Origin of the sequence: Paracoccus limosus, from assembly GCF_009711185.1 — a bacterium.
In the GTDB taxonomy this organism is placed as follows: domain Bacteria; phylum Pseudomonadota; class Alphaproteobacteria; order Rhodobacterales; family Rhodobacteraceae; genus Paracoccus; species Paracoccus limosus.
In genome coordinates, this window is the sequence record NZ_WMIF01000001.1 from 193,241 (window position 1) to 214,646 (window position 21,406).

Below are 21,406 nucleotides of genomic sequence, written 5' to 3' on the forward strand. Positions count from 1 at the left end.
CATGCGCCTGATGAAACGCCTCGTGACCTGGCTGGCCGGACTGGCCGCCGTTCTGGTGCTGGTGCTGGCGGTCGGGGGCTATCTGCTGCTGCGCGCCTTTGTCGAACCCGACGAGGCCGCCTTTGGCAATGTCCGGGACGAGGCGAGTGTCGCGGGGCTGTCGGGCGATCATTTCACGGCCGCGGATGAGGCCTATTTCGCCGGCATGGACAAGGGGCTGTTGCTGCCCCCGGCGCCGGGGCAGGACTATCCGGCCGAGATCCGCGAGGTTGCCACCGTGACCGGCCTGCCCCCCGAAGAGGTGCGAAAGGCGGCGATCCGGGGCCAGAACGCCTGGATTGTCTGGACTGGCGGCAATGACCGGTTCTGGGATTTCGCGGCGGGCAATACGGTCGGCTCGTTCGACCTGCTCAAGACGGTCTCGTCGCACCCTTCGCAATATTATGGCCGCGACAACCGCTTTCGCTGGCTGGGGCTGATCAACGAGCCCTGCTTTACCCGCCCGACCGGCCCCGATGACCCCCATTTCGGGCTGTGGCTGGACCAGCGCGACGGCAATTGTCCGGCCGATCCCTTTGCCGATGCCGCGAAATATGCCGGCGTTGCTGCGGGCGCGCGGGGCAAGACGCAGCCGGTCGGTTCGTATTACGGCGAGCCTACCGGCGTCGTCGGGCTGCGGCTGTTTCCCAACCCCGATTTCGATGCGGCGGCGCGCGCGCGCTGGGATCCGGTGCGCTATTACACCGACCCGGACTATTACAACGACCGCAATCTGGTGCGGCCTTATCGCGTCGGCATGTCCTGTGCCTTTTGCCATGTCGGCCCGAACCCGATCAACCCGCCCAAGAACCCCGAGGCGCCGCGCTGGGACGAGCTGACCTCGAACCCGGGCGCGCAATATTTCTGGGTCGAGCGCATCTTTTTCTGGAACACCCGCCCGCGTGGCGCGCCGGGGCAGCCCGCCCCGAACGAGGCGAATTTCCTGTTCCAGCTTTTCCACACCAACCCGCCCGGCGCGCTGGATACCTCGCTGGTCTCGTCCGATTACATGAACAACCCCCGCACCATGAATGCGGTCTATGAGGTTGGCGCCCGGCTGGGCATTGCCGCGCAGCAGGGCATCGAACAGCTGCAGGGCGGTGAAAAGGACAACCGGCAGTTTCAGGACTATCCGCAGACCTCGGCCTTTGCCGGGCTTTATGACGCGGCCGAGGGGCGCGTCGCCTCGATGCGGGTGCTTAAGGATGGGGCGGATTCGGTGGGCGCGCTGGGGGCGCTGAACCGGGTCTATCTGAACATCGGCCTGTTTTCCGAAGAATGGCTGCTGCATTTCCGGCCCTTCCTGGGCGGGCAGAAGATCTCTCCGATCCGCATTGCCGATGCGCAGAAGAATTCGGCCTATTGGCAGGCGACGGAAAAGATGACGCCGGACATGGCGATCTTTTTTCTGGTGACGGCGCGGGCCGACCGGCTGGCCGATGCCCCCGGCGGTGCCGCGCGTCTGGCCGCGCGCGATCCCGCCGGGGTCGCGCGGGGCAGGGAGGTCTTTGCCGAGACCTGTGCCGCCTGCCATTCCTCGCGCCAGCCTCAGCCGCCGGCGGAATCCGGCGTCGATCAGGGCATCTGTGCGGGCGGCGGTTCCGGGCCGCATTACCGCGAATGCTGGGACCGCTATCGCAGCTGGACGCTGAGCGACGATTACAAGGCGCGGATGCGTGCGTTGGCTGCCCAGCCCGATTTCATCGCCGGCAATTATTTCTCGACCGAGCGGCGGGTGCCGATCGACGTGCTGGGCACGAATGCCTGTTCGGCCCTCGCCACCAACGGGCTGCGCGGCGACATCTGGGACAATTTCACCTCGGACAGCTATAAATCGCTGCCGCCGCCCGGCCCGGTGACGGTGCAGCATCCGGTTTCGGGCGCCGCCTCCAGCTTTCAGCCGCTGGGCAGCGGGCGCGGTTATCTGCGGCCGGCCTCGCTGGTCAGCCTGTGGTCCAGCGCGCCCTATCTGTTGAACAATTCGGTCGGCTATGACGGGGGCTATGCCGCCGCCTACAAGGCCGGGGCGCCGGAAAGCTGCCCGGCGGCCGATGTCCACGACCCCGATCTGCCCTGTGTGGAAAACCGGCTTTACCAGTTCGACAAGTCGATCCGCCAGATGCTCTGGCCCGAGACGCGGCGCAAGGACCATCTGACGACCGAGCCGGTGCCGGGCTATATCTATCGCCTTTCGGCCCCGGCCTGTCTGATGGTGCCCAAGGGTTTTGCCCCTGCCGCGATCCGAGACAATGCCCGGCTGCTGTCGCGCGTGGCGCCGTGGCTGGTGACGCCCGATGGCTCGGTGCGCATCGGTCCCTTCCCCAAGGATTTCCCGATCAATGCGCTGGTCAACACCCAGCTGCTGCCCGACAATGACCAGCCTGACATGCTGGCGCATCTTCTGCGCATGGCCAAGGCCTCGCCCAAGCTTCTGGGGGCGGTGCGCGAACTTGGCGGCCGCTGCACGCCGGCCGAGCTGGCCGATCCCGCCGTACAGGCCGATGCCGAACGCATCCTGCGCGAGACCGGGTTGGTCGATACGCTGGTCGGCCTGTCGAAATGCCCCGATTACGTCGTGAACAAGGGGCATGAATTCGGCGCCGATCTGGCTCCCGCCGACAAAGAGGCGCTTATCTCCTTCCTGATGGAGCTTTGACATGGCCGGCGGCGCGCCCGACTATATCGTCGTCGGTGCGGGGGCCGGTGGCGCGGTGGTGGCGGCGCGGCTGGCGCAATCGGGCCAGCGGGTGCTGGTGATCGAGGCCGGCGGCGATCCTTCGGCCGAGATTCAGGACGGCGCGCAGGACATGCCGGTGCGCGATGCGATCCGGGTGCCGGCATTTCATGCCTTTGCCTCGGAACATCCCGATCTTTGCGCCGATTACTGGGTCAAGCATCACGACGACCCCGATCTGTGCCGCCGTGACTGGCGCTATGACCCCCAGCGCGGCGGCGTGCTTTATCCCCGCGCCAAGGGGCTGGGCGGCTGCACCACGCATCATGCGATGATCATGGTGCGGCCCAATGATTCCGACTGGAACCAGATCGCCGCCATTACTGGCGATGCGGGCTGGCGCGCCTCGGCCATGCAGCGGCATTTCGAGCGGATCGAATGCTGCCGCTATCGCTTTTTCCTGTGGCGCTGGCTGGCGCGGCTGACCGGGCTGAATCCGACCGGGCATGGCTGGTCCGGCTGGCAGACGACCGAGCGCGCCATCCCCATGCGCGCCATTCTGGACCTGCCGCTGCGGTTGGCGCTGCGGCGCTCGATCAACAGCGCCACCGACGTGCTGGAGGGCGAGGGCGCGCGCTGGGAGACCTCGACGCTGGACCCGAACGACCGCCGCTGGTGGAACCGCGGCATCGCCGGGATAAGGGTGGCGCCCTTGGGCACCCGTCGCCACGCCCGGCATGGGCCGCGCGAACGGCTGCTCGACATCCACGAACGCCATCCCGACCGGCTGGAACTGCGGCTGCATTGCAAGGTGCTGCGCATCGAGATCCGCGATGGCCGCGCCCGGGGCGTGCTGATCCGCACCCGCGACGGCACCACCGAGCTGATCGAGGCCCGGCGCGAGGTCATCCTGGCTGCTGGCGCCTTTGGCACGCCGCATCTGCTGATGCTGTCGGGCATCGGTCCCGCCGCGCATCTGGAAAGCCACGGCATTCGGTCGGTGCAGGATCTGCCCGGCGTCGGTGGCAATTTGCAGGACCGTTATGAAATCGGCGTCGTCAACCGGATGAAAAAGCCGTGGCGCGCCATGCGCGGCGTCGAATATACGCGCAAGGACCGGCATTATCGCATCTGGAAATGGTTTGGGCGCGGCAATTACGCCTCGAACGGGGTGCTGTTTTCGCTGGCGCTGCGCTCCGATCCCCGGCTGGCGGAAACGGATTTGCATTGCTTTGCACTGCTGGCGGATTTTCGCGGCTATTATCAGGGATATTCCGAACGCATCCGGCGCGGCGATTATCTCAGCTGGGTGATCCTCAAGGCCTATGCCGCCAATCGCGCTGGCAGTGTGCGGCTGGCCGGCCCCGATCCCGATACCCAGCCCGAGATCCGCTGCCGCTCGTTTCAGGGGCCGGGCGGCGATGAGGATCTGGATGCCATGGTGCGTGCCATCCTCATCGTGCGGCGTCTGGGCGATTCCCTTGACGATCAGGTCGCCGCCGAGGAAGAGCCGGGCCGCCAGCGCAGTTCGGACGCCTCGCTGCGCGACTATGTGCGCGACAATGCCTGGGGGCATCATGCCTGCGGCACCGCCGCCATGGGACCGCAGGACCAGGGGGGCGTACTGGATTCGCGCCTGCGCGTACATGGGATCGCCGGGCTGCGGGTGGTCGATGCCTCGGCCTTTCCGCGCATTCCGGGTTATTTTCTGGCCATGGCCGTCTTCATGCTGGCCGAGCGCGCTGCCGAAATGATTGCCGAGGACGCCGTGACCCAGCCCTGACACCGTTGCAACTAGGAGATCCGCATGTTCAGTGCCCCCGCCCCTGTGGGCGCCCGCTTCGTCAAGCGGCTGGTGCGCGGCTGGCGCCGTCTTGATGCGCGGTTCAACCGGCCCGCGCCGCGGGGGCGGCGCTGGTTCTGGGCGCTGCTGCTGCCGGCGGGCGTGGTCTGGTATATGCCGCTGCTGGCGCTGCTGTCGGTGATCGGCATGGCGCTGGGGCCGGCGCCGCGCATGGGCGGGCCGCAGATCCTGTTGCTGCTGCTGGGGGTGGCGGGGCTGGCGCTGGTGCATCTGCGCGCGATGCGCGACGGCGCGCCGGGTGCCGATCGGCTGGGACGGCTTTGCGCCGGCTATCTGATGGTGCTGCTGGCACTGGCGGCGGTTCTGGTGGCGCTGGCCGGGGCCGAGGCTTTTGGCGATCCGGGGCTGCAATTGCATGTCGGTGCAGCCATCGTTCTGGCCGTCACGCTGGGGCTGGCGCTGGCGGGCAGGCTGTCGCGCCGCATGCTGGGCACGGTGCCGCCCGGCGCGCTGGCGGCCACGCTGGCCGAGGTGGACCTGTTTTCCCCGCGCGAACGCTATACTCAGGTCGATGGCATCGTGCTGCCCACCGCGGCGCTGGTCGCGCTGACGCGCTATGGCGACCGTATCCTGCTGCCGGCGGCGCTGCTGATGCTGTTTCTGGACGAGCCGGCCCGCGACGTGCTGGGCCGGGGCTGGCAGGGCGAGCTATGGTTGCTGGGGGTGATCAGCCTGCTGACCTGGGCGCTGATGACGCTGGGCCTGATCCATGAGCGCCTGCTGGAGCTTCTGGAGACCGTCGGCCGCATCTTCTTTGTCGGGCCGCAGCGGCTGGTCAGCTGGCTGGTGATCGCGCTGGCCGGGCTGAGGCTGATGCAACTGCATTATGTCAATTACCTATTCGACGGCGGCGCCAGCGTGTTGGTGGTCTATGTGCTGCTGGCCTATGTCACCGCCTGTTTCTACGGCTTCTGGAGCGATCTTCTGCTGGCGCGGCGGATGCTGCCACTGTTGGCGGGCGGAGAGGGCGGCGGGCGCTATCACTATCGCGTCTGTCTGGACCCCGCGACGCCTGACACCGGCGCCGATCCGGCAGCGGTCGGCACGGTCCGCCCCGCCTCATCGGTCATGACCGAGGGGCGCAGCCTTGCCCTGCATGGCGCCGGGCGGTTCAAGATCGAGGGGCTGCACAGCCCCGACTATGCCCAGCGTGAGGGCATCGAGCGGCGCGCGCTGGCCTTTCTGACCGCCCAGCAGCTGAGCTGCCGGCTGCGGACGGCTGCCGAGGAAAGCGACGGCACCACCTCGCTGGCGCTGGTGCGCGACGTGCAGCGGGCGGCGATGATCTATCCGCCGCTGATGGCGATACTGGCCTTTGTCATTCTGGGGGTGCCGGCCTATGTCGGCATCGTCGATACGATCCAGCCCGCCGCGCTGGAGATCCGGCCCGCGCCCTCGGGCGGCAGCTATGATCTGGCGGCCGCGCTGGAGGGGCGCGAACATCCCGCATCCAGCTGTGAGCCCCCGGCGCCCGGTCAGCCGCGCATCGCGCTGGCGCTGTCGGGCGGCGGCACGCGGGCGGCGATGCACGGCTATGCGGTGCTGCGCGGGCTGGCGGCGGATGGGCAGATCTGCAACCTCGTCGCGGTCAGCGGTGTGTCGGGCGGGGCGGCGGCTCTGGGCTATTTCGCCGTGCATCAGGGTGCTTTGCGCACGCCACGGCTGGACGCCAAGGCCTGGGACGCCTTTGGCAAGGCGATGACCGATCCCTTCATCGACGATGTGCTGGCCGCGCAAAGCAGCCTGCGCGTGTCCTATGGCCGCTTCAGCTGGCGCAACGATGTCTGTGGCGAAACCCCGCGCCCCTATGCGCGGGTCGAGGGCTGGTTCCCTCCGGCCCGCACCCGCAGCGGCACGATTCTGGCCGAGGATTTCGTCTGCACCTTTGGCGCCGGCACGCTCGATCAACTGCCCTTTGCCGCCATCTTCAACGCGGCGCTGCTGGGCAGTTTCGATACCGGCACCACGCGCTGTCCCGATGCCGGCGGCCCGCTGGCTGCCCGCGCGCGGCGCTGCGACGCCTCGCTGGACGGCGGGCTGGCCGGCAAGCGACTGGCGCTGACCAACCTGCCGCTGTTGGGATCGGGGGAAAAGGCCGGCCCCGGCGGACAGGCGAACTGGCTGCTGACGCTGAACCAACCGGGGATTTCGGCCGCGCGGGCGGCGGCGGTGTCGTCGAATTTTCCGCCGGTCTTTCCCGATACCGCCATCGATGTGACCGCCGATGGCCGGAACGGCCGCCGCTATTGGGTCACCGACGGCGGCGTGATCGAGAACCGGGGCCTGCCTACGCTGCTTCTGGCGCTGAACGATGCCGCCTCGGCCCCCGGCTTCACGCTGGCGGGGCCGCTGCATGTCATCGTCGCGGATGCCTCGGCGTTGGGTGGGGGCTATGCGGAAAGCCGGGGCTTCCGCTCGCTTACCAGCGCCGGATCGCAGCTGGCGCTGGCGCTGGAAACCCGGCTGGCCGATGCGCTGGTCGAAAAGCTGCGTCAGCAGGGCGAGCCGGTGTATTTTCACCGTCTGGCAATGCCGCCGACGCTGGTATCGGTCATCGGCACGCATTGGCGGCTGCCGGGGCGGGTGGTGATCGGTGATCCGCAACGGGATGGGCCCGGCCTGCTGGGATCGCTGCGCCGGGCCATGCGGGGCGGTAATGGCGGGCGCCACGCCCCGGACAGCGTCGCGCTGCGCGGGCCCGAGGTCGCGGCGCTGGTCGAATGTCTTTACAGCGCCAATACCGAGGGCATCTCGGGACTGGAGCCGGCCAAGACCGCCGCCGCGCTGGCGATCATGGCGAGGAAGGGCGACGATTGGAGCAACGGCGCCGCGTGGCGCAATCTGCACGGGCTCTTGGGCGGCAACCCGGAGGCGGGGCTTTGTGGCGGGCTGGGGCCGCCGCGCGACAGGGGGCGATAGCGGTCGGGCCTGTCTTGGTGGCAGCGGCCGGCGCTGCCTAGCGCGGTCTGGCGGCTTGCGAGGTGGGGCTACCTTGCACAAAAGGCGAAATGGCTGCGTGGCCGGGTGGCCTTTCCCAAGCAAGCCCGCGGGATGCAGCGCGCCCGGTCACGCCCCATCCCGCAACGAAAAACGCCGGCCCCAGAGGAGCCGGCGTTTCAGGTCAAAGGCCGAAGGGATCAGGCGCCGGCGAGGGTCTTGGCGACCTCGGCTGCGAAATCCTCTTCTTTCTTCTCGATGCCTTCGCCGACCACGACGCGGGCATAGCCGGTGATCTCGACGCCGGCTTCCTTGGCGGCCTGCTCGACGGTCAGGTCGGGGTTCACCACGAAGGGCTGGCCCAGCAGGGTGTTCTCGGCGATGAATTTCTTCATCCGGCCCGGGATGATGTTGTTCTGGATCACGGCCTCGGGCTTCGGCTTGGCCGAAGAGGCGTTTTCTTCCAGAGCTTTGGCGGTCTGCACTTCCAGCTCGCGGGCCAGCAGCGCCGGGTCCAGCGTCGCTTCCGACAGCGAGACCGGGTTGGTCGCGGCGATATGCATCGCGAATTGCTTGCCGATGACCTGCGCCTTGTCGGCGTCACCTTTCAGCGCGACCAGCACGCCGATCTTGCCCATGCCTTCGGTGGCGGCGTTGTGGACATAGGTCACAACGGTGTCGCCTTCCAGAACGTGCATGCGGCGCAGGGTCAGGTTCTCGCCGATGCGGGCGATGGCGTCGGTCACGACTTCCGAAACCGGCTTGCCGTTCAGATGCGTGGCTTTCAGCACCTCGACATCCTCGGCGGTGGTCAGCGCGACATTGGTGATCTCGCGAACCAGCTGCTGGAAGTCGGCGTTCTTGGCGACGAAGTCGGTTTCCGAGTTCAGCTCGACCGCAACACCACGGCCGGCGGTCACGGACACGCCCACCAGACCCTCGGCCGCGACGCGGTCGGCTTTCTTGGCGGCTTTGGCCAGACCCTTGGTGCGCAGCCAGTCGACGGCGGCTTCCATGTTGCCATCGGTTTCGGTCAGCGCTTTCTTGGCGTCCATCATGCCGGCGCCGGTCGATTCGCGCAGCTCTTTCACCATCGCAGCGGTGATAGCCATCGGATGTCTCCTTGTTCTTGAATGCGTCAGGCGGGGCTTATCCCCGCCTGATGACTGTTCGGTAAATGCCAGGCCCCGGGGGGCAGGCCGATCAGGCGTCTGCGGCTTCTTCGGCGGTTTCGCCGGCCAGCTCTTCTTCGACCGAGGCTTCCAGAGCGCCGAGATCGACACCGGCAGCGCCCATCTGGGCGGTCATGCCGTCCAGAGCGGCGCGCGAGGCCAGGTCGCAATACAGCGAGATGGCGCGAGCGGCGTCGTCGTTGCCCGGGATGATGTAGTCAACGCCCTTGGGCGAGCAGTTGGTATCGACCACGGCGACGACCGGAATGCCAAGTTTCTTGGCTTCCAGGATGGCCAGGTCTTCCTTGTTGACGTCGATGACGAACAGCAGGTCGGGCAGGCCGCCCATTTCGCGGATGCCGCCCAGCGAGGCCTGCAGTTTGGCCTGCTCGCGTTCCATCTGCAGACGCTCTTTCTTGGTCAGGCCTTCAGCGCCCGAGCCCAGCGTCTCGTCAAGCGCTTTCAGGCGCTGGATCGACTGCGAAACGGTTTTCCAGTTGGTCAGCGTGCCGCCCAGCCAACGGTGGTTCATGTAGTATTGCGCCGATTTCTCGGCGGCTTCGGCGATGGATTTCTGCGCCTGACGCTTGGTGCCGACGAACAGCACACGGCCGCCTTTGGCGACGGTGTCGCGCACGGCTTGCAGAGCGGCGTCCAGCATCGGGACGGTCTGCGTCAGGTCGAAAATGTGGATGCCGTTGCGTTCACCATAGATGAACTCGGCCATACGGGGGTTCCAGCGCTGGGTCTGGTGGCCGTAGTGAACGCCAGCTTCAAGAAGCTGACGCATGGAGAATTCGGGAAGCGCCATTCCATGTTCCTTTCCGGTTTGCGCCTTGGCGGGGTTTTCAGGGCAATTGCCCCAACCGGTGGACCTGCGAGGATTTCTCCCCCGAAGGCCCGACCCCACCTGTGAAGTGCGCGCGACATAGGCTGTTTTGCGGCGGAATGCAAGTCCCGATGCGCCAGGGCGGCGCGATCGGGTGGTCCTTATTCGGTGGCGGCTTCAGTGGCGGCGGGGTCTGCGGCGGCAAAGCTGCCGTCGAAGCTGCGATAGGACCATGGCCGCAATTCGCGCATGTCGGCATGGGCGGCGCGTTCGGTGCGCTCATCGCAGCGTTCACCAATATCGACAAAGATCTGGTGGCTGCCATGGGCCAGCAGCACGGCATGGGCGGTGTTGCGCGCGCCAAGCGCGGCGCGGGCCAGGCGCAGGTGCTTTTCGACTGTGGACAGGGTGATCTGCAGCTGTTCGGCGATGGCGGGGGCGGGCAGGCCAAGGCCGGTCAGCTCCAGCACCTGACGCTGGCGCGTGGTCAGCACCGGCTCCAGCGTATCGCGCGCGAGATTGGCGATGCGCTCGTGCAGCAACTTGGCCAGCAGATGGATCTGCGTCGCCTGCATCCGCCACAGCCGGTCGACGCTGGTCTGATCGACGCCCTCGCCGCCGATCAGCAAAAGGATGGCGCGCATGCGCGGCACACGGTCGGCCAGGCTGACGGCGATGCCGCTGCCCAGACGATAGCGCCGGAACAGCGCGAAGGCGCTGGCTTCGCGGGCCGAGATCCGTTCCGGGTGGCTTGCGAGCCAGCCCCAGCTTTCGACACCGAAATGGCGCACCAGCCAGCCGGCCATCGGCAGGTGCATGCCCAGCTTGGCCGCCTCGATATCATCCAGCAGCGCCGGCGGCGCTTCGGACAGCGCGATGCCATCGACGATCATGCGTTCGTCGCCCGCCGACAGGATGCGGTGGCCGCGATACAGCATATGGGGAAAGCCCATCTCGCGCATGCAGGCGGTGAATTGCTGCCACAGGCTGGCCATCGTGCGGCAGTCCAGCAGCATATCGATTCGCCTGAGTTCGTGCTCGATCGTCATGTCGCCTTGGCCCGCCACGGCAGGAAGCTGATGGGAACTTGGGTGAGTTCTGCGGTGCGGCGCGTAAAAATGTCAAGGATACCGCCTGCGGGCCGGCGGGCTTCCGCTCTGTGGCTGGACCTCGTCCGCCGGCTCCGGCAAAAAGCGGCGGAACAGCTCAGGGGATCATGCGCCACATGTCGTTCACCATCGCCATCGACGGGCCTGCGGCAGCGGGCAAGGGAACCATCGCCCGCGCGCTGGCGGCCGAGCTGGGCTTTGTGCATCTGGATACCGGGCTTTTGTATCGCGCGGTGGGTGCGCTTGGTGGCGATCCGGTGGCGGCGGCACGCGGCCTGCACCCCGCCGATCTGCAGCGCGGCGATCTGCGTTCGGCCGAGGCCGGGCAGGCGGCCAGCCGCGTCGCGGTGATCCCCGAGGTCCGCGCCGCGCTGGTCGATTTCCAGCGCCGCTTTGCCCGCACCGAGCCGGGCGCGGTGCTGGACGGGCGCGACATCGGCACGGTCATCTGCCCCGAGGCCCGGCTGAAGCTTTACGTCACCGCCCGCGACGAGGTGCGTGCCCACCGCCGCGCGCTGGAGCTGGGCGCCGATCCGGTGCAGATCCTGCATGAGCTGCGCGAGCGGGACGCCCGCGATGCCGCCCGCGACGTGGCGCCGATGCGCCCGGCGCCGGATGCGCTGCTGTTTGACACCAGCGACATGGCGATCAGCGATGCCGTGCGCGTGGCCATCGAGGCGGCGCGGCGCGCCGGCGCCTGAACCTGCGCCTCCGGGCGGGCCTGCGGCAAAACCGCCCGAAACCCTTGCCACATTGGCCGATCCCGGCTATATCGCGCCCGTCGGGATGCGTGATGGGGCCATGACAGGCCGCGTGAAGACAGGGTCGGGCGCAAGCCGCGACCCTTTGTGCATATCCCGGGTGACTACAAAAAGACCGGCGGAGCCAACCGCAAGGCCAGAAAACCGTGTAAAGGAAACTGGATACATATGTGCGCTAAAGCGACCATGGAAGAGTTCGAGGCCCTTCTGAACGAAAGCCTCGAGATCGACACCCCGGACGAAGGTTCGGTTGTCAAAGGCAAGGTCATCGCCATCGAGGCCGGCCAGGCTATCATCGACGTCGGCTACAAAATGGAAGGCCGCGTTGATCTGAAAGAATTCGCAAACCCCGGCGAAGCCCCCAATATCGCTGTCGGCGACGAAGTCGAGGTCTATCTGGACCGCGTCGAGAACGCCCGTGGCGAAGCCAGCATCTCGCGCGAGAAAGCCCGCCGCGAAGAAGCCTGGGATCGTCTGGAAAAAGCCTATGCCGCTGAAGAGCGCGTCGAAGGCGCCATCTTTGGTCGCGTCAAGGGCGGCTTCACGGTGGATCTGGGCGGCGCTGTCGCCTTCCTGCCGGGTTCGCAGGTCGATGTGCGCCCCGTGCGCGATGCCGGCCCGCTGATGGGTTTGAAACAGCCGTTCCAGATCCTGAAAATGGACCGCCGCCGTGGCAACATCGTCGTGTCGCGCCGCGCCATTCTGGAAGAAAGCCGCGCCGAACAGCGCGCCGAAGTCATCGCCAACCTGACCGAAGGTCAGACGGTCGAGGGCGTGGTCAAGAACATCACCGAATACGGTGCGTTCGTTGATCTGGGCGGCGTTGACGGTCTGCTGCACGTCACCGACATGGCCTGGCGCCGCGTCAATCACCCGTCCGAGATCCTGTCGATCGGCGAGACCGTCAAGGTCCAGGTCGTCAAGATCAACAAGGACACCCACCGCATCAGCCTGGGCATGAAACAGCTGCAGGCCGATCCGTGGGATACCGTGGGCAACAAGTTCCCGATCGGCTCGGTCCATTCGGGTCGCGTGACCAACATCACCGATTACGGCGCGTTCGTCGAACTGGAAGCCGGTGTCGAAGGTCTGGTCCACGTCTCGGAAATGAGCTGGACCAAGAAAAACGTCCATCCCGGCAAGATCGTGTCCACCTCGCAAGAGGTTGACGTGATGGTTCTGGAAATCGACGAAGCCAAACGCCGCGTGTCGCTGGGTCTGAAACAGACCATGCGCAACCCGTGGGAAGTCTTTGCCGAGACCCACCCGGTCGGCACCGTCATCGAAGGCGAAGTCAAGAACATCACCGAATTCGGTCTGTTCGTTGGCCTCGAGGGCGATATCGACGGCATGGTTCACCTGTCGGACATCTCGTGGGACGCCCGTGGCGAAGACGCCATCCAGGACTTCCGCAAGGGCGACGTGGTGAAAGCCGTGGTTCAGGAAGTCGATATCGACAAAGAGCGCATCTCGCTGTCGATCAAGGCTCTGGAAAACGACGCCATGGCCGAAGCGGTCGAAGGTGTGAAACGTGGCTCGGTCATCACCGTCACCGTGACGGCGATCGAGGACGGCGGCATCGAGGTCGAATACAACGGCATGAAATCCTTCATCCGTCGTTCGGACCTGGCCCGCGACCGTCAGGACCAGCGCCCCGAGCGCTTCCAGGTCGGTGACCATGTCGACGTCCGCGTCACCAACATCGACGCCAAGACCCGTCGTCTGGGCCTGTCGATCAAGGCACGCGAAATCGCCGAAGAGCGTGAAGCCGTCGAACAGTTCGGCTCGTCCGACTCGGGCGCCTCGCTGGGCGACATCCTGGGCGCCGCGCTGAAAAGCAAGAACTGATCCGGTCGATTTCGACTGATCCTGCCCCCGGTTCCTGTGAACCGGGGGCATTTTCATGCCAACCGGGCGGTGATCTGGCTCAAGGCGCAAAAATCTGGCAACCTTTTCAGCGAGAAGGCGTTCAGCCATTGAAACGCGCCGTGCCTGATCTAAGATCGGTTGGGCTGTAACTGGTTAAACGCGCCAAAATCGGGAACCAAAATGATCCGGTCCGAACTGATTCAGAAAATCTCCGAAGAGAACCCGCATCTTTTCCAGCGCGACGTCGAGCGGATCGTCAACACGGTGTTCGAGGAGATCATCCATGCGATGGCCCGCGGCGACCGGGTCGAACTGCGCGGGTTCGGCGCCTTCTCGGTCAAGAAGCGCGACGCCCGTCAGGGCCGCAACCCGCGCACCGGCGAGTCGGTCAGCGTCGATCAAAAGCATGTGCCCTTCTTCAAGACCGGCAAGCTCTTGCGCGAGCGGTTGAACGGCGAAGAGGAATAGGCCAGATTGGCCGCAGCTTTCGCAAGGGGTGAATCATGCGCGCGATCCGGTTGTTCTTCATTGCTGTTCTGGCCGTCGTGCTGATCCTGATCGCCGCCGCGAACCGGGGCGCGCTGACCGTCAGCATGTTCCCCGAAAGCCTTGCGTCGCTGACGGGCGGGCAATGGTCGCTGACCATGCCCGGCTTTCTGGCGCTGTTTCTGGCCATGGTCTTTGGCCTGATCGTCGGCCTGATCTGGGAATGGCTGCGCGAGGCCGGCATCCGCGCCGATGCCAAGGCCAAGACCCAGGAGCTGGCCCGGCTGGAACGTGAGATGGGCGACATGCGCCGCAAGCACGCCCAGCCGCAGGACGAGGTTCTGGCGATCCTCGACCAATCCGCCAGCCGTCCCACCGGTGCCGGCCTGCCGGCCACGCGCTGAGCCATGGCCACTGCCGTCAAGATCTGCGGGCTAAGCCAGCCCGACAGCGTCGATGCCGCCATCAAGGCCGGCGCGCGCTATCTGGGTTTCGTGTTTTTCCCGAAATCGCCGCGCCATGTCACACCGGCGCAGGCGGCCGAGTTGACCGCGCCAGTGCCGGTCGGCATCGCGCGGGTCGGGCTGTTCGTGAACCCCGATGATGCGGCGCTGCAATCGACGCTGGCCACGGTGCCGCTGGACGTGATCCAGCTGCATGGCCACGAGACTCCGCAGCGCGTGGCCGAGGTCAAGGCCTTGACCGGCCTGCCGGTGATGAAGGCGGTGGGCGTTGCCGAGCCTGCCGATCTGGATGCGCTTTGGGATTATGGTCTGGTCGCCGACATGCTGCTGGTCGATGCCAAGCCGCCCAAGGGCGCCGATCTGCCCGGCGGCAACGGGCTGGCCTTCGACTGGCGGTTGCTGGTCGGGCGGCAGATGGTGCGGCCATGGCTGCTGGCTGGCGGCCTGACGCCCGAGAATGTCGCGCAGGCGATCCGGCTGACCCGCGCGCCGGGCGTCGATGTCTCGTCTGGCGTCGAAAGCGCGCCGGGCGTCAAGGACGTGGAAAAAATCCGTCAATTCATCGCCCGCGCCACCGCGCCGATCCTCTGAACTTTACCAAGGGCGGCGTCGGCGTTAAGAACGGCCGACGGGCTATTTCCGTTTTTCAAATACCCGATCCGACCGCGCGAGGAGAGCCATGGCCGAAGATCTCATCAACAGCTTCATGAACGGCCCCGACGAACAGGGCCGTTTCGGCATCTTCGGCGGCCGCTTCGTCAGCGAAACCCTGATGCCGCTGATCCTGGACCTCGAGGCCGAATACGACCGCGCCAAGGACGATCCCACCTTCTGGGCCGAGATGGACGATCTCTGGGCACATTACGTCGGTCGCCCGAGCCCGCTTTATTTCGCGCCGCGCCTGACCGAGGCCCTTGGCGGTGCCAAGATCTATCTCAAGCGCGAAGAGCTGAACCACACCGGCAGCCACAAGATCAACAACGTGCTGGGCCAGATCCTGCTGGCGCGCCGCATGGGCAAGACCCGGATCATCGCCGAAACCGGCGCCGGCCAGCATGGCGTGGCGACGGCGACGGTCTGCGCCCGCTTCGGGTTGAAATGCATCGTCTACATGGGCGCGCATGACGTTGAACGGCAGGCGCCGAACGTGTTCCGCATGCGGCTGCTTGGTGCCGAGGTGGTGCCTGTGACTTCGGGTCGCGGCACGCTCAAGGATGCGATGAACGATGCGCTGCGCGATTGGGTCACCAATGTGCGCGACACCTTCTATTGCATCGGCACGGTCGCCGGCCCGCATCCCTATCCGGCCATGGTGCGTGATTTCCAGTCGATCATCGGCCGCGAGACCCGCTGGCAGCTTGAGGAACAAGAGGGCGCCGGCCGTCTGCCCGACAGCGTGATTGCAGCGATCGGCGGCGGCTCGAATGCCATGGGCCTGTTCCATCCCTTCCTCGACGATGCCTCGGTGCGCATCATCGGTGTCGAGGCCGGTGGCAAGGGCGTCGATGAACGCATGCAGCATTGTGCCAGCCTGACCGGCGGCCGTCCGGGCGTCCTGCATGGCAACCGCACCTATCTGCTGATGGATCACGAGGGCCAGATCCTAGAAGGCCATTCGATCAGCGCCGGTCTGGACTATCCCGGCATCGGCCCCGAGCATGCCTGGCTGAAAGAGCAAGGCCGCGCCGAATATGTCAGCGTCACCGACACCGAGGCGCTGGCCGCGTTCCAGAAGCTTTGCGAACTGGAAGGCATCATCCCGGCGCTGGAACCCAGCCATGCGCTGGCCCATGTCATCAAGCTGGCGCCGACCCTGCCCAAGGATCACATCATGGTCGTGAACCTGTCGGGCCGTGGCGACAAGGATATCTTCACCGTGGCGAAACACCTTGGTTTCGACATGAAGATCTGACCGCAATCACCAGATAACACGATGGATTACGAAGGCGCGAGCCGGGGAAACCCGGTCTCGCGCCTTGGCGTTTGGCTCACGTGACATGTCGTGGCACAAGGAGGCCAAAATGTTCATGAAGACGCTGAAGATCGCTGCAATCGCTACCGCTCCGCTGCTGTTCGCCGGCGGCGCCATGGCCGTGGAATCGATCACCGTGCCGCAACAGCTGCCGGTGAAACAGGGCCAGAAGGTCGCCGAACAGGCGCTGACCCAGGAGCTGGCCAAACAGGGCTTCACTCAGGTGAAACTGTCCCAGGGCGGCAAAGCGATCGAAGCCAGCGGCATGCGTCAGAACCAGGAACTGAGCCTCACCTATGACCTCAAGACCGGGGATCTGTTCAAGGTCAACGGCAAGCCGCGCCTCATGAAGACCAGCGAAGCCGAACCCGCCAAAACGGTAAAGCCGGCCAAACCGGCCACAACCGCGCCGCAGGCGCACAAGGTCGAAACGCCGGCCAAGCCCGCCCCGGCGGCAAAGGGCTGATCTCGTTCAGACCAGATGATTTCCGGGTAACGATTGCCGGGCCAAGGTAGATGCCTTGGCCCATTTTTCATTTGGCGCCGCGCGCCTCGTCGACCAGTTCCTTCAGATCGGCCTGCGGCAGATAGCCGAACACCGCCCGGTCGCCGGCGATGAAACTGGGTGTGCCCTGCAAGCCGATCTGGTCGGCCAGCTCCAGATTGGCCTCGATCTGTGCGGCAAGCTTGGGGTCAGCGATGTCGCGCTCGAACCGCGCCATGTCGAGGCCCAGCCGCCGCGCCTCGCGCAGCACCGAGGGTTTTTCCGCCTTGCCGGCCATCCCCATCAGCGCCCGGTGGAACTCGGGGTAGCGGTCCTGTCGGGCCGCAGCCAGCGCCGCCAATGCAGCGTAATGCGAACCCTCGCCAAAGATCGGCACCTCATGCACCACCAGCTTGACATCGGGATTGGCGGTCAGAAAGGCGGCGACCTCAGGCATGGCCTTGCGGCAGAAGCCACAGTTGTAATCCGAAAACTCGACCAGCGTGACCGTGCCGGCGGGATTGCCCATCACCGGCGCTGCCGGATCGTCAAAGACCGCGCGCTTGACTGCCGCCACCTCGGCCGCGCTCATCTCGGGCTGGGCCGCCGCAGTCAAGGGCAGGGCGGCAAGCACCAGCGAAAGCATCATGGCTGCAAAGCGGGACATGGTGGCTCCTTTCGTCAGACCTTTCCTGAAAGCCACGTCCGGGGCCAGCGGTCAAGCCTTGCGCGACGGCAACTCTGGCCCGCCCATCGGCCCCCCGGCTTCTTTCGTGTCGAAATATCCCGGGGGAACGTCTCGTGGCCCCGTTGAGGGGCCGCGAGACGTGGGGGCAGAGCCCCCGACCTAAGCCCAGATCTTCGCGTGACGATTGACGTCCTTGTACAGCAGATAGCGGAAGTTGCTCGGCCCCCCGGCATAGCAGCATTGCGGGCAATAGGCGCGCAGCCACATGAAATCGCCGGGCCCGACCTCGACCCAGTCGCGGTTCAGCCGATAGACCGCCTTGCCCTCGATCACGTACAGCCCATGCTCCATCACATGCGTCTCGGCAAAGGGGATGCTGCCGCCCGGCGTCAGCGTCACGATGGTGATATGCATGTCATGGCGCATGTCGGTCGGGTCCATGAAGCGCGTCGTGGCCCAGCTGCCGCCGGTGTCGGGCATCGGGATCGGCGCGATGTCGCGTTCATTGGCGATGATGACATCGGGCTTGTCGAGCCCCTCGACCACCTCCCAGCGCTTGCGCCACCAGTGAAAGCGCGACGTGGCATCGCCATTCTCGACCGACCAATCCATGCCCGCCGGGATATAGGCAAAGCCGCCGGGGACCAGTTCGTGCCGCTGCCCGGCGATGGTCAGGGTGATGGCGCCGTCGGTGACGAAGATGGCCGATTGCACCCCCGCATCGACCTCGGGTTTTGCCGAGCCGCCCTTGGGTTCCAATTCGACGACATACTGGCTGAAGGTTTCGGCGAAACCCGACAGCGGCCGGGCAATCATCCACATGCGCATGCCGCGCCAGCCGGGCAGGAAGCTGGTGACGATATCGCGCATCGTGCTGGCCGGGATGACGGCATAGGCTTCGGTAAAGACCGCGGTATCGGTGCTGAGATCGCTTTGCGGCGGCAGGCCGGCAAAGGGTCCGGCATAGTGGGGCGCGGGCATCGGGCTGCCTTTCGGAATATGGTTCATCGAGGATTCTCCTTGGTCCTGGCCCATCACTGCAGCGCAGATTGCAGGCGCAATTGGGCGATGCGCATGACCTGGCGTTCGGCCTCGGCCCGCTCGGTCGGGGTGTCGTTGTTCCTGCGGGCCTGCATCGCGGCCATGATCCCGGCCTTGTCGTAATCGCGCACCGCGATGATGAAGGGAAAGCCGTGCTTGGCGACGTAATCGACATTCACCTGCTGGAACTCCGCACGCTCGGCATCGGTCAGCGCATCCAACCCCGCCGAGGCCTGCTCCGAGGTGCTTTCCGCCGTCAGCCGCTTGGCCTCGGCCAGCTTGCCCGCCAGATCCGGGTGCGCGACCAGCACGCCCAGCCGTTCCGCGTCCGAAGCGGCGCGGAACACCTGCGCCATGCGCGCGGCCAGACCGGCGGCCGTATCGTGGATCGCGCCCATCTCACCGTCCCAGGTGCGTTCGGCGATAAAGGGCGAATGCTCGTAGATGCCGCCGAATTTCTGCACGAAATCCTCGCGCGTCATCTCGGAGGGGCGCAGCCGGGCTTGATAGGGATGCGTCTTGGCCCAGTGCCGCGCGATGTCCAGACGGCTGGCAAACCAGACGCCCTCATGCTGGCGGCAATGCTCGATGAATTTCTGCACGGCGATGGCGCGGCCCGGCCGCCCGGCCAGACGGCAATGCAGCCCGATCGACATCATCTTCGGCGCGCCCGCCTGACCTTCGGCATAAAGCACGTCGAAGCTGTCGCGCAGATAGTCGAAGAACTCGACCCCGGTGCCGAAGCCCTGACCCGAGGAGAAGCGCATGTCATTGGCGTCCATCGTATAGGGCACCATCAGCTGCGGCTTACCCTTGTGGACATGCCAATAGGGCAGGTCGTCGGCGATGGTGTCGGCCAGATATTCAAAGCCGCCTTCCTCGCATCCCAGCGCCACCGTGTTCATCGAGGTGCGGCCCTGATAAAAACCGCGCGGCCGCTCGCCGGTGACGCGGGTGTGCAGCTCGACCGCTTTGGCGATATGCTCGGCCTCGGTCTCGGCGGGGATGTCGCGATAGTCGATCCATTTCAGGCCATGGGTCGCGATCTCCCAGCCGGCGGATTGCATCGCCGCGACCTGTTCGGGCGCACGCTCCAGCGCCGTCGCCACGCCATAGACGGTGATCGGAATGTCTTTCAGCAGACGGTGCAGCCGCCAGAACCCGGCGCGGGCGCCGTAATCATAGATCGATTCCATGTTCCAGTGCCGCTTGCCGGGCCAAGGCTGGGCACCGATGATCTCGGACAGGAAGGCCTCGGAGGCGGCATCGCCATGCTCGATGCTGTTTTCGCCGCCTTCCTCGTAATTCATCACGATCTGCACGGCGATGCGCGCGCCGCCCGGCCATTGCGGATCGGGGGTGTGTTCGCCATATCCGATCATGTCACGGCTGTAGCGCATCGCTTGCTTCCTTGTATCTCTTGCGGCTTGATGCAGTCATCATCTTGCCGGCACCGCAGGCAACCCATGAATGACTAAAAACACAGCGCCATTTTCGTTGAAAATTCCCGGTTCTCAACAAAGCATTGAAACTCTGTCGTCAGAGCCTGCATTCTCGTGAGGAATAGCCGGTTCTACTGTCGCTATCACGGCGGGCGCATCCGCCAGCGGGAGGTAAAATGCTAGAAAAACAGTTTGGCCTGAAGGCCAGCGGCACCAGCGTCAGGACCGAGGTGATCGCCGGGATCACCACCTTCCTCACCATGGCCTATATCATCTTCGTCAACCCCGAGATCCTGTCGACCACCGGCATGGACAAGAGCGCGGTCTTTGTCGCGACCTGTCTGGCGGCGGCGCTGGGGTCGGCCATCATGGCGCTGTGGGCGAATTGGCCCATCGGCATGGCGCCGGGCATGGGATTGAACGCGTTCTTTGCCTTTACCGTGGTCGGCACGCTGGGATTCACCTGGCAGCAGGCGCTGGGGGCGGTGTTCATTTCCGGCCTCGTGTTCCTGTTCCTGTCCGCGACCGGCATCCGGCGCTGGCTGATCGCGGGGATTCCGCATTCCATGCGCTCGGCCATTGCGGCGGGGATCGGCATGTTCCTGGGCCTGATCGCGCTGAAGAACGCCGGCATCGTCGTCGACAACCCGGCGACGCTGGTGGGTCTGGGCGACCTGACCGCCACCGGCACGCTGCTGGCGGTGCTGGGGTTCTTTATCATCGCGGCGCTGGATGCGTTGCAGGTGCGAGGCTCGATCCTGATCGGCATCCTTGTGGTGACGGTGGTCTCGATTTTGCTGGGCGCCAGCCCGTTCGGTGGCGTGATGTCGATGCCGCCCTCGATCGCGCCGACCTTTCTGCAATTGGATATCGCGGGCGCGCTGACCGTGGGCATCGTCCATGTCATTCTGGTCATGGTGCTGGTCGAGGTCTTTGACGCCACCGGCACGCTGATCGGCGTGGCTAAGCGCGCCGGCCTGCTGACCGAGGGGCCGGCCCATAGCAACAAGGGGCTGAGCCGGGCGCTGATGGCCGATTCGACTGCGATCCTGGCGGGTTCGATGCTGGGCACCAGCTCGACCACTGCCTATGTCGAAAGCGCCTCGGGCGTGCAGGCGGGCGGGCGCACCGGGCTGACTGCGCTGGTCGTGGCCGGGCTGTTCCTGCTGGCGATGTTCTTTGCGCCGCTGGCAGGTTCGGTCCCGGCCTATGCCACCGCGCCGGCGCTGCTTTATGTCGCCTGCCTGATGGTGCGCGAATTCGAGGAAATCAGCTGGGGCGATGTCACCGAAAGCGCGCCGGCGGTGCTGACGGCACTGATGATGCCGTTTACCTATTCCATCGCCAATGGCCTTGCCTTTGGTTTCGTCAGCTATGCTGCGATCAAGCTGTTGACCGGCCGGGCGCGCGAGGTGCATGCGGCGACATGGATCGTGGCGGCGCTGTTCGTCATCCGCTTTGCCTTTTTCATGGACTGAGCAGGGGGGCTTTGCCCCCCGCCTCCGGTCGCCCCTCGACGGGGCGCCCGGAGGCTCCCCCCAGGATATTTTCACACGAAAGAAGACGCGCCGCGGT

Annotated in this window: 17 protein-coding genes; 11 read left to right on the top strand and 6 right to left on the bottom strand. The window is 65.8% G+C overall.

What is annotated here, in order from left to right; genetic code table 11:
* Position 1: 1 nt before the first annotated feature.
* Genes GL279_RS01070 through GL279_RS01080 form a run of 3 tightly spaced genes read left to right on the top strand, consistent with a single transcriptional unit; the run spans position 2 to position 7,496 of the window.
* A complete protein-coding gene (locus GL279_RS01070; RefSeq protein WP_155062743.1) occupies positions 2-2,695 on the top strand; it encodes a cytochrome c family protein in 2,694 nt (897 codons plus the stop codon).
* A 1-nt stretch (position 2,696) separates the two neighbouring features.
* Positions 2,697-4,496, top strand: a complete 1,800-nt coding sequence (locus GL279_RS01075) for a GMC family oxidoreductase (protein WP_155062744.1) — start codon at positions 2,697-2,699, stop codon at positions 4,494-4,496.
* A gap of 24 nt (positions 4,497-4,520) precedes the next feature.
* Positions 4,521-7,496: a patatin-like phospholipase family protein gene (locus GL279_RS01080; RefSeq protein WP_155062745.1), complete on the top strand. Its 2,976-nt coding sequence runs from the start codon at positions 4,521-4,523 to the stop codon at positions 7,494-7,496.
* 218 nt (positions 7,497-7,714) lie between these two features.
* Here the strand turns inward: GL279_RS01080 and tsf are convergent, their stop codons facing one another.
* The 3 genes from tsf to GL279_RS01095 form a co-directional block, all read right to left on the bottom strand.
* On the bottom strand, positions 7,715-8,626 hold the full coding sequence (gene tsf, locus GL279_RS01085) for a translation elongation factor Ts (protein ID WP_155062746.1): 912 nt from the start codon (positions 8,624-8,626) through the stop codon (positions 7,715-7,717).
* Between the two features lie 91 nt (positions 8,627-8,717).
* Positions 8,718-9,497, bottom strand: coding sequence for a 30S ribosomal protein S2 (gene rpsB / locus GL279_RS01090; RefSeq protein WP_155062747.1), 780 nt, complete (start codon positions 9,495-9,497; stop codon positions 8,718-8,720).
* 179 nt (positions 9,498-9,676) lie between these two features.
* Positions 9,677-10,564 carry a helix-turn-helix transcriptional regulator gene (locus GL279_RS01095; RefSeq protein ID WP_155062748.1) on the bottom strand — a complete coding sequence of 296 codons (888 nt, stop codon included), beginning with the start codon at positions 10,562-10,564 and terminating at the stop codon, positions 9,677-9,679.
* Positions 10,565-10,740: 176 nt separating this feature from the next.
* Between GL279_RS01095 and GL279_RS01100 the strand changes: the two genes are divergently transcribed.
* The 7 genes from GL279_RS01100 (at position 10,741) to GL279_RS01130 (ending at position 16,642) form a co-directional block, all read left to right on the top strand.
* Positions 10,741-11,325, top strand: coding sequence for a (d)CMP kinase (locus tag GL279_RS01100; RefSeq protein WP_155062882.1), 585 nt, complete (start codon positions 10,741-10,743; stop codon positions 11,323-11,325).
* A 228-nt stretch (positions 11,326-11,553) separates the two neighbouring features.
* Complete coding sequence (rpsA, locus tag GL279_RS01105; RefSeq protein ID WP_155062749.1) at positions 11,554-13,233, top strand: 30S ribosomal protein S1; 1,680 nt, start codon at positions 11,554-11,556, stop codon at positions 13,231-13,233.
* Between the two features lie 201 nt (positions 13,234-13,434).
* The gene (gene ihfB / locus GL279_RS01110) at positions 13,435-13,722 is read left to right on the top strand and encodes an integration host factor subunit beta (protein WP_155062750.1); all 288 of its coding nucleotides are present in this window, start codon (positions 13,435-13,437) and stop codon (positions 13,720-13,722) included.
* Between the two features lie 35 nt (positions 13,723-13,757).
* Positions 13,758-14,144 carry a LapA family protein gene (locus GL279_RS01115; protein ID WP_155062751.1) on the top strand — a complete coding sequence of 129 codons (387 nt, stop codon included), beginning with the start codon at positions 13,758-13,760 and terminating at the stop codon, positions 14,142-14,144.
* Between the two features lie 3 nt (positions 14,145-14,147).
* Complete coding sequence (locus tag GL279_RS01120) at positions 14,148-14,795, top strand: phosphoribosylanthranilate isomerase (protein WP_155062752.1); 648 nt, start codon at positions 14,148-14,150, stop codon at positions 14,793-14,795.
* Positions 14,796-14,883: 88 nt separating this feature from the next.
* Positions 14,884-16,116, top strand: coding sequence for a tryptophan synthase subunit beta (trpB, locus tag GL279_RS01125; protein ID WP_155062753.1), 1,233 nt, complete (start codon positions 14,884-14,886; stop codon positions 16,114-16,116).
* A gap of 109 nt (positions 16,117-16,225) precedes the next feature.
* Positions 16,226-16,642, top strand: a complete 417-nt coding sequence (locus tag GL279_RS01130) for a PepSY domain-containing protein (RefSeq protein WP_155062754.1) — start codon at positions 16,226-16,228, stop codon at positions 16,640-16,642.
* A gap of 67 nt (positions 16,643-16,709) precedes the next feature.
* Here the strand turns inward: GL279_RS01130 and GL279_RS01135 are convergent, their stop codons facing one another.
* The 3 genes from GL279_RS01135 to puuE all read right to left on the bottom strand — a co-directional run bounded on the left by GL279_RS01135 (position 16,710) and on the right by puuE (position 19,789).
* Positions 16,710-17,327 carry a DsbA family protein gene (locus tag GL279_RS01135; protein WP_155062755.1) on the bottom strand — a complete coding sequence of 206 codons (618 nt, stop codon included), beginning with the start codon at positions 17,325-17,327 and terminating at the stop codon, positions 16,710-16,712.
* Positions 17,328-17,507: 180 nt separating this feature from the next.
* Entirely contained in the window at positions 17,508-18,329 is an 822-nt protein-coding gene (locus tag GL279_RS01140; protein ID WP_155062883.1) for a bifunctional allantoicase/(S)-ureidoglycine aminohydrolase, read from the bottom strand.
* A gap of 53 nt (positions 18,330-18,382) precedes the next feature.
* Positions 18,383-19,789, bottom strand: coding sequence for an allantoinase PuuE (gene puuE / locus GL279_RS01145; RefSeq protein ID WP_155062756.1), 1,407 nt, complete (start codon positions 19,787-19,789; stop codon positions 18,383-18,385).
* Between the two features lie 218 nt (positions 19,790-20,007).
* Between puuE and GL279_RS01150 the strand changes: the two genes are divergently transcribed.
* The gene (locus tag GL279_RS01150; protein WP_155062757.1) at positions 20,008-21,309 is read left to right on the top strand and encodes an NCS2 family permease; all 1,302 of its coding nucleotides are present in this window, start codon (positions 20,008-20,010) and stop codon (positions 21,307-21,309) included.
* The last annotated feature ends 97 nt before the right edge of the window (positions 21,310-21,406 follow it).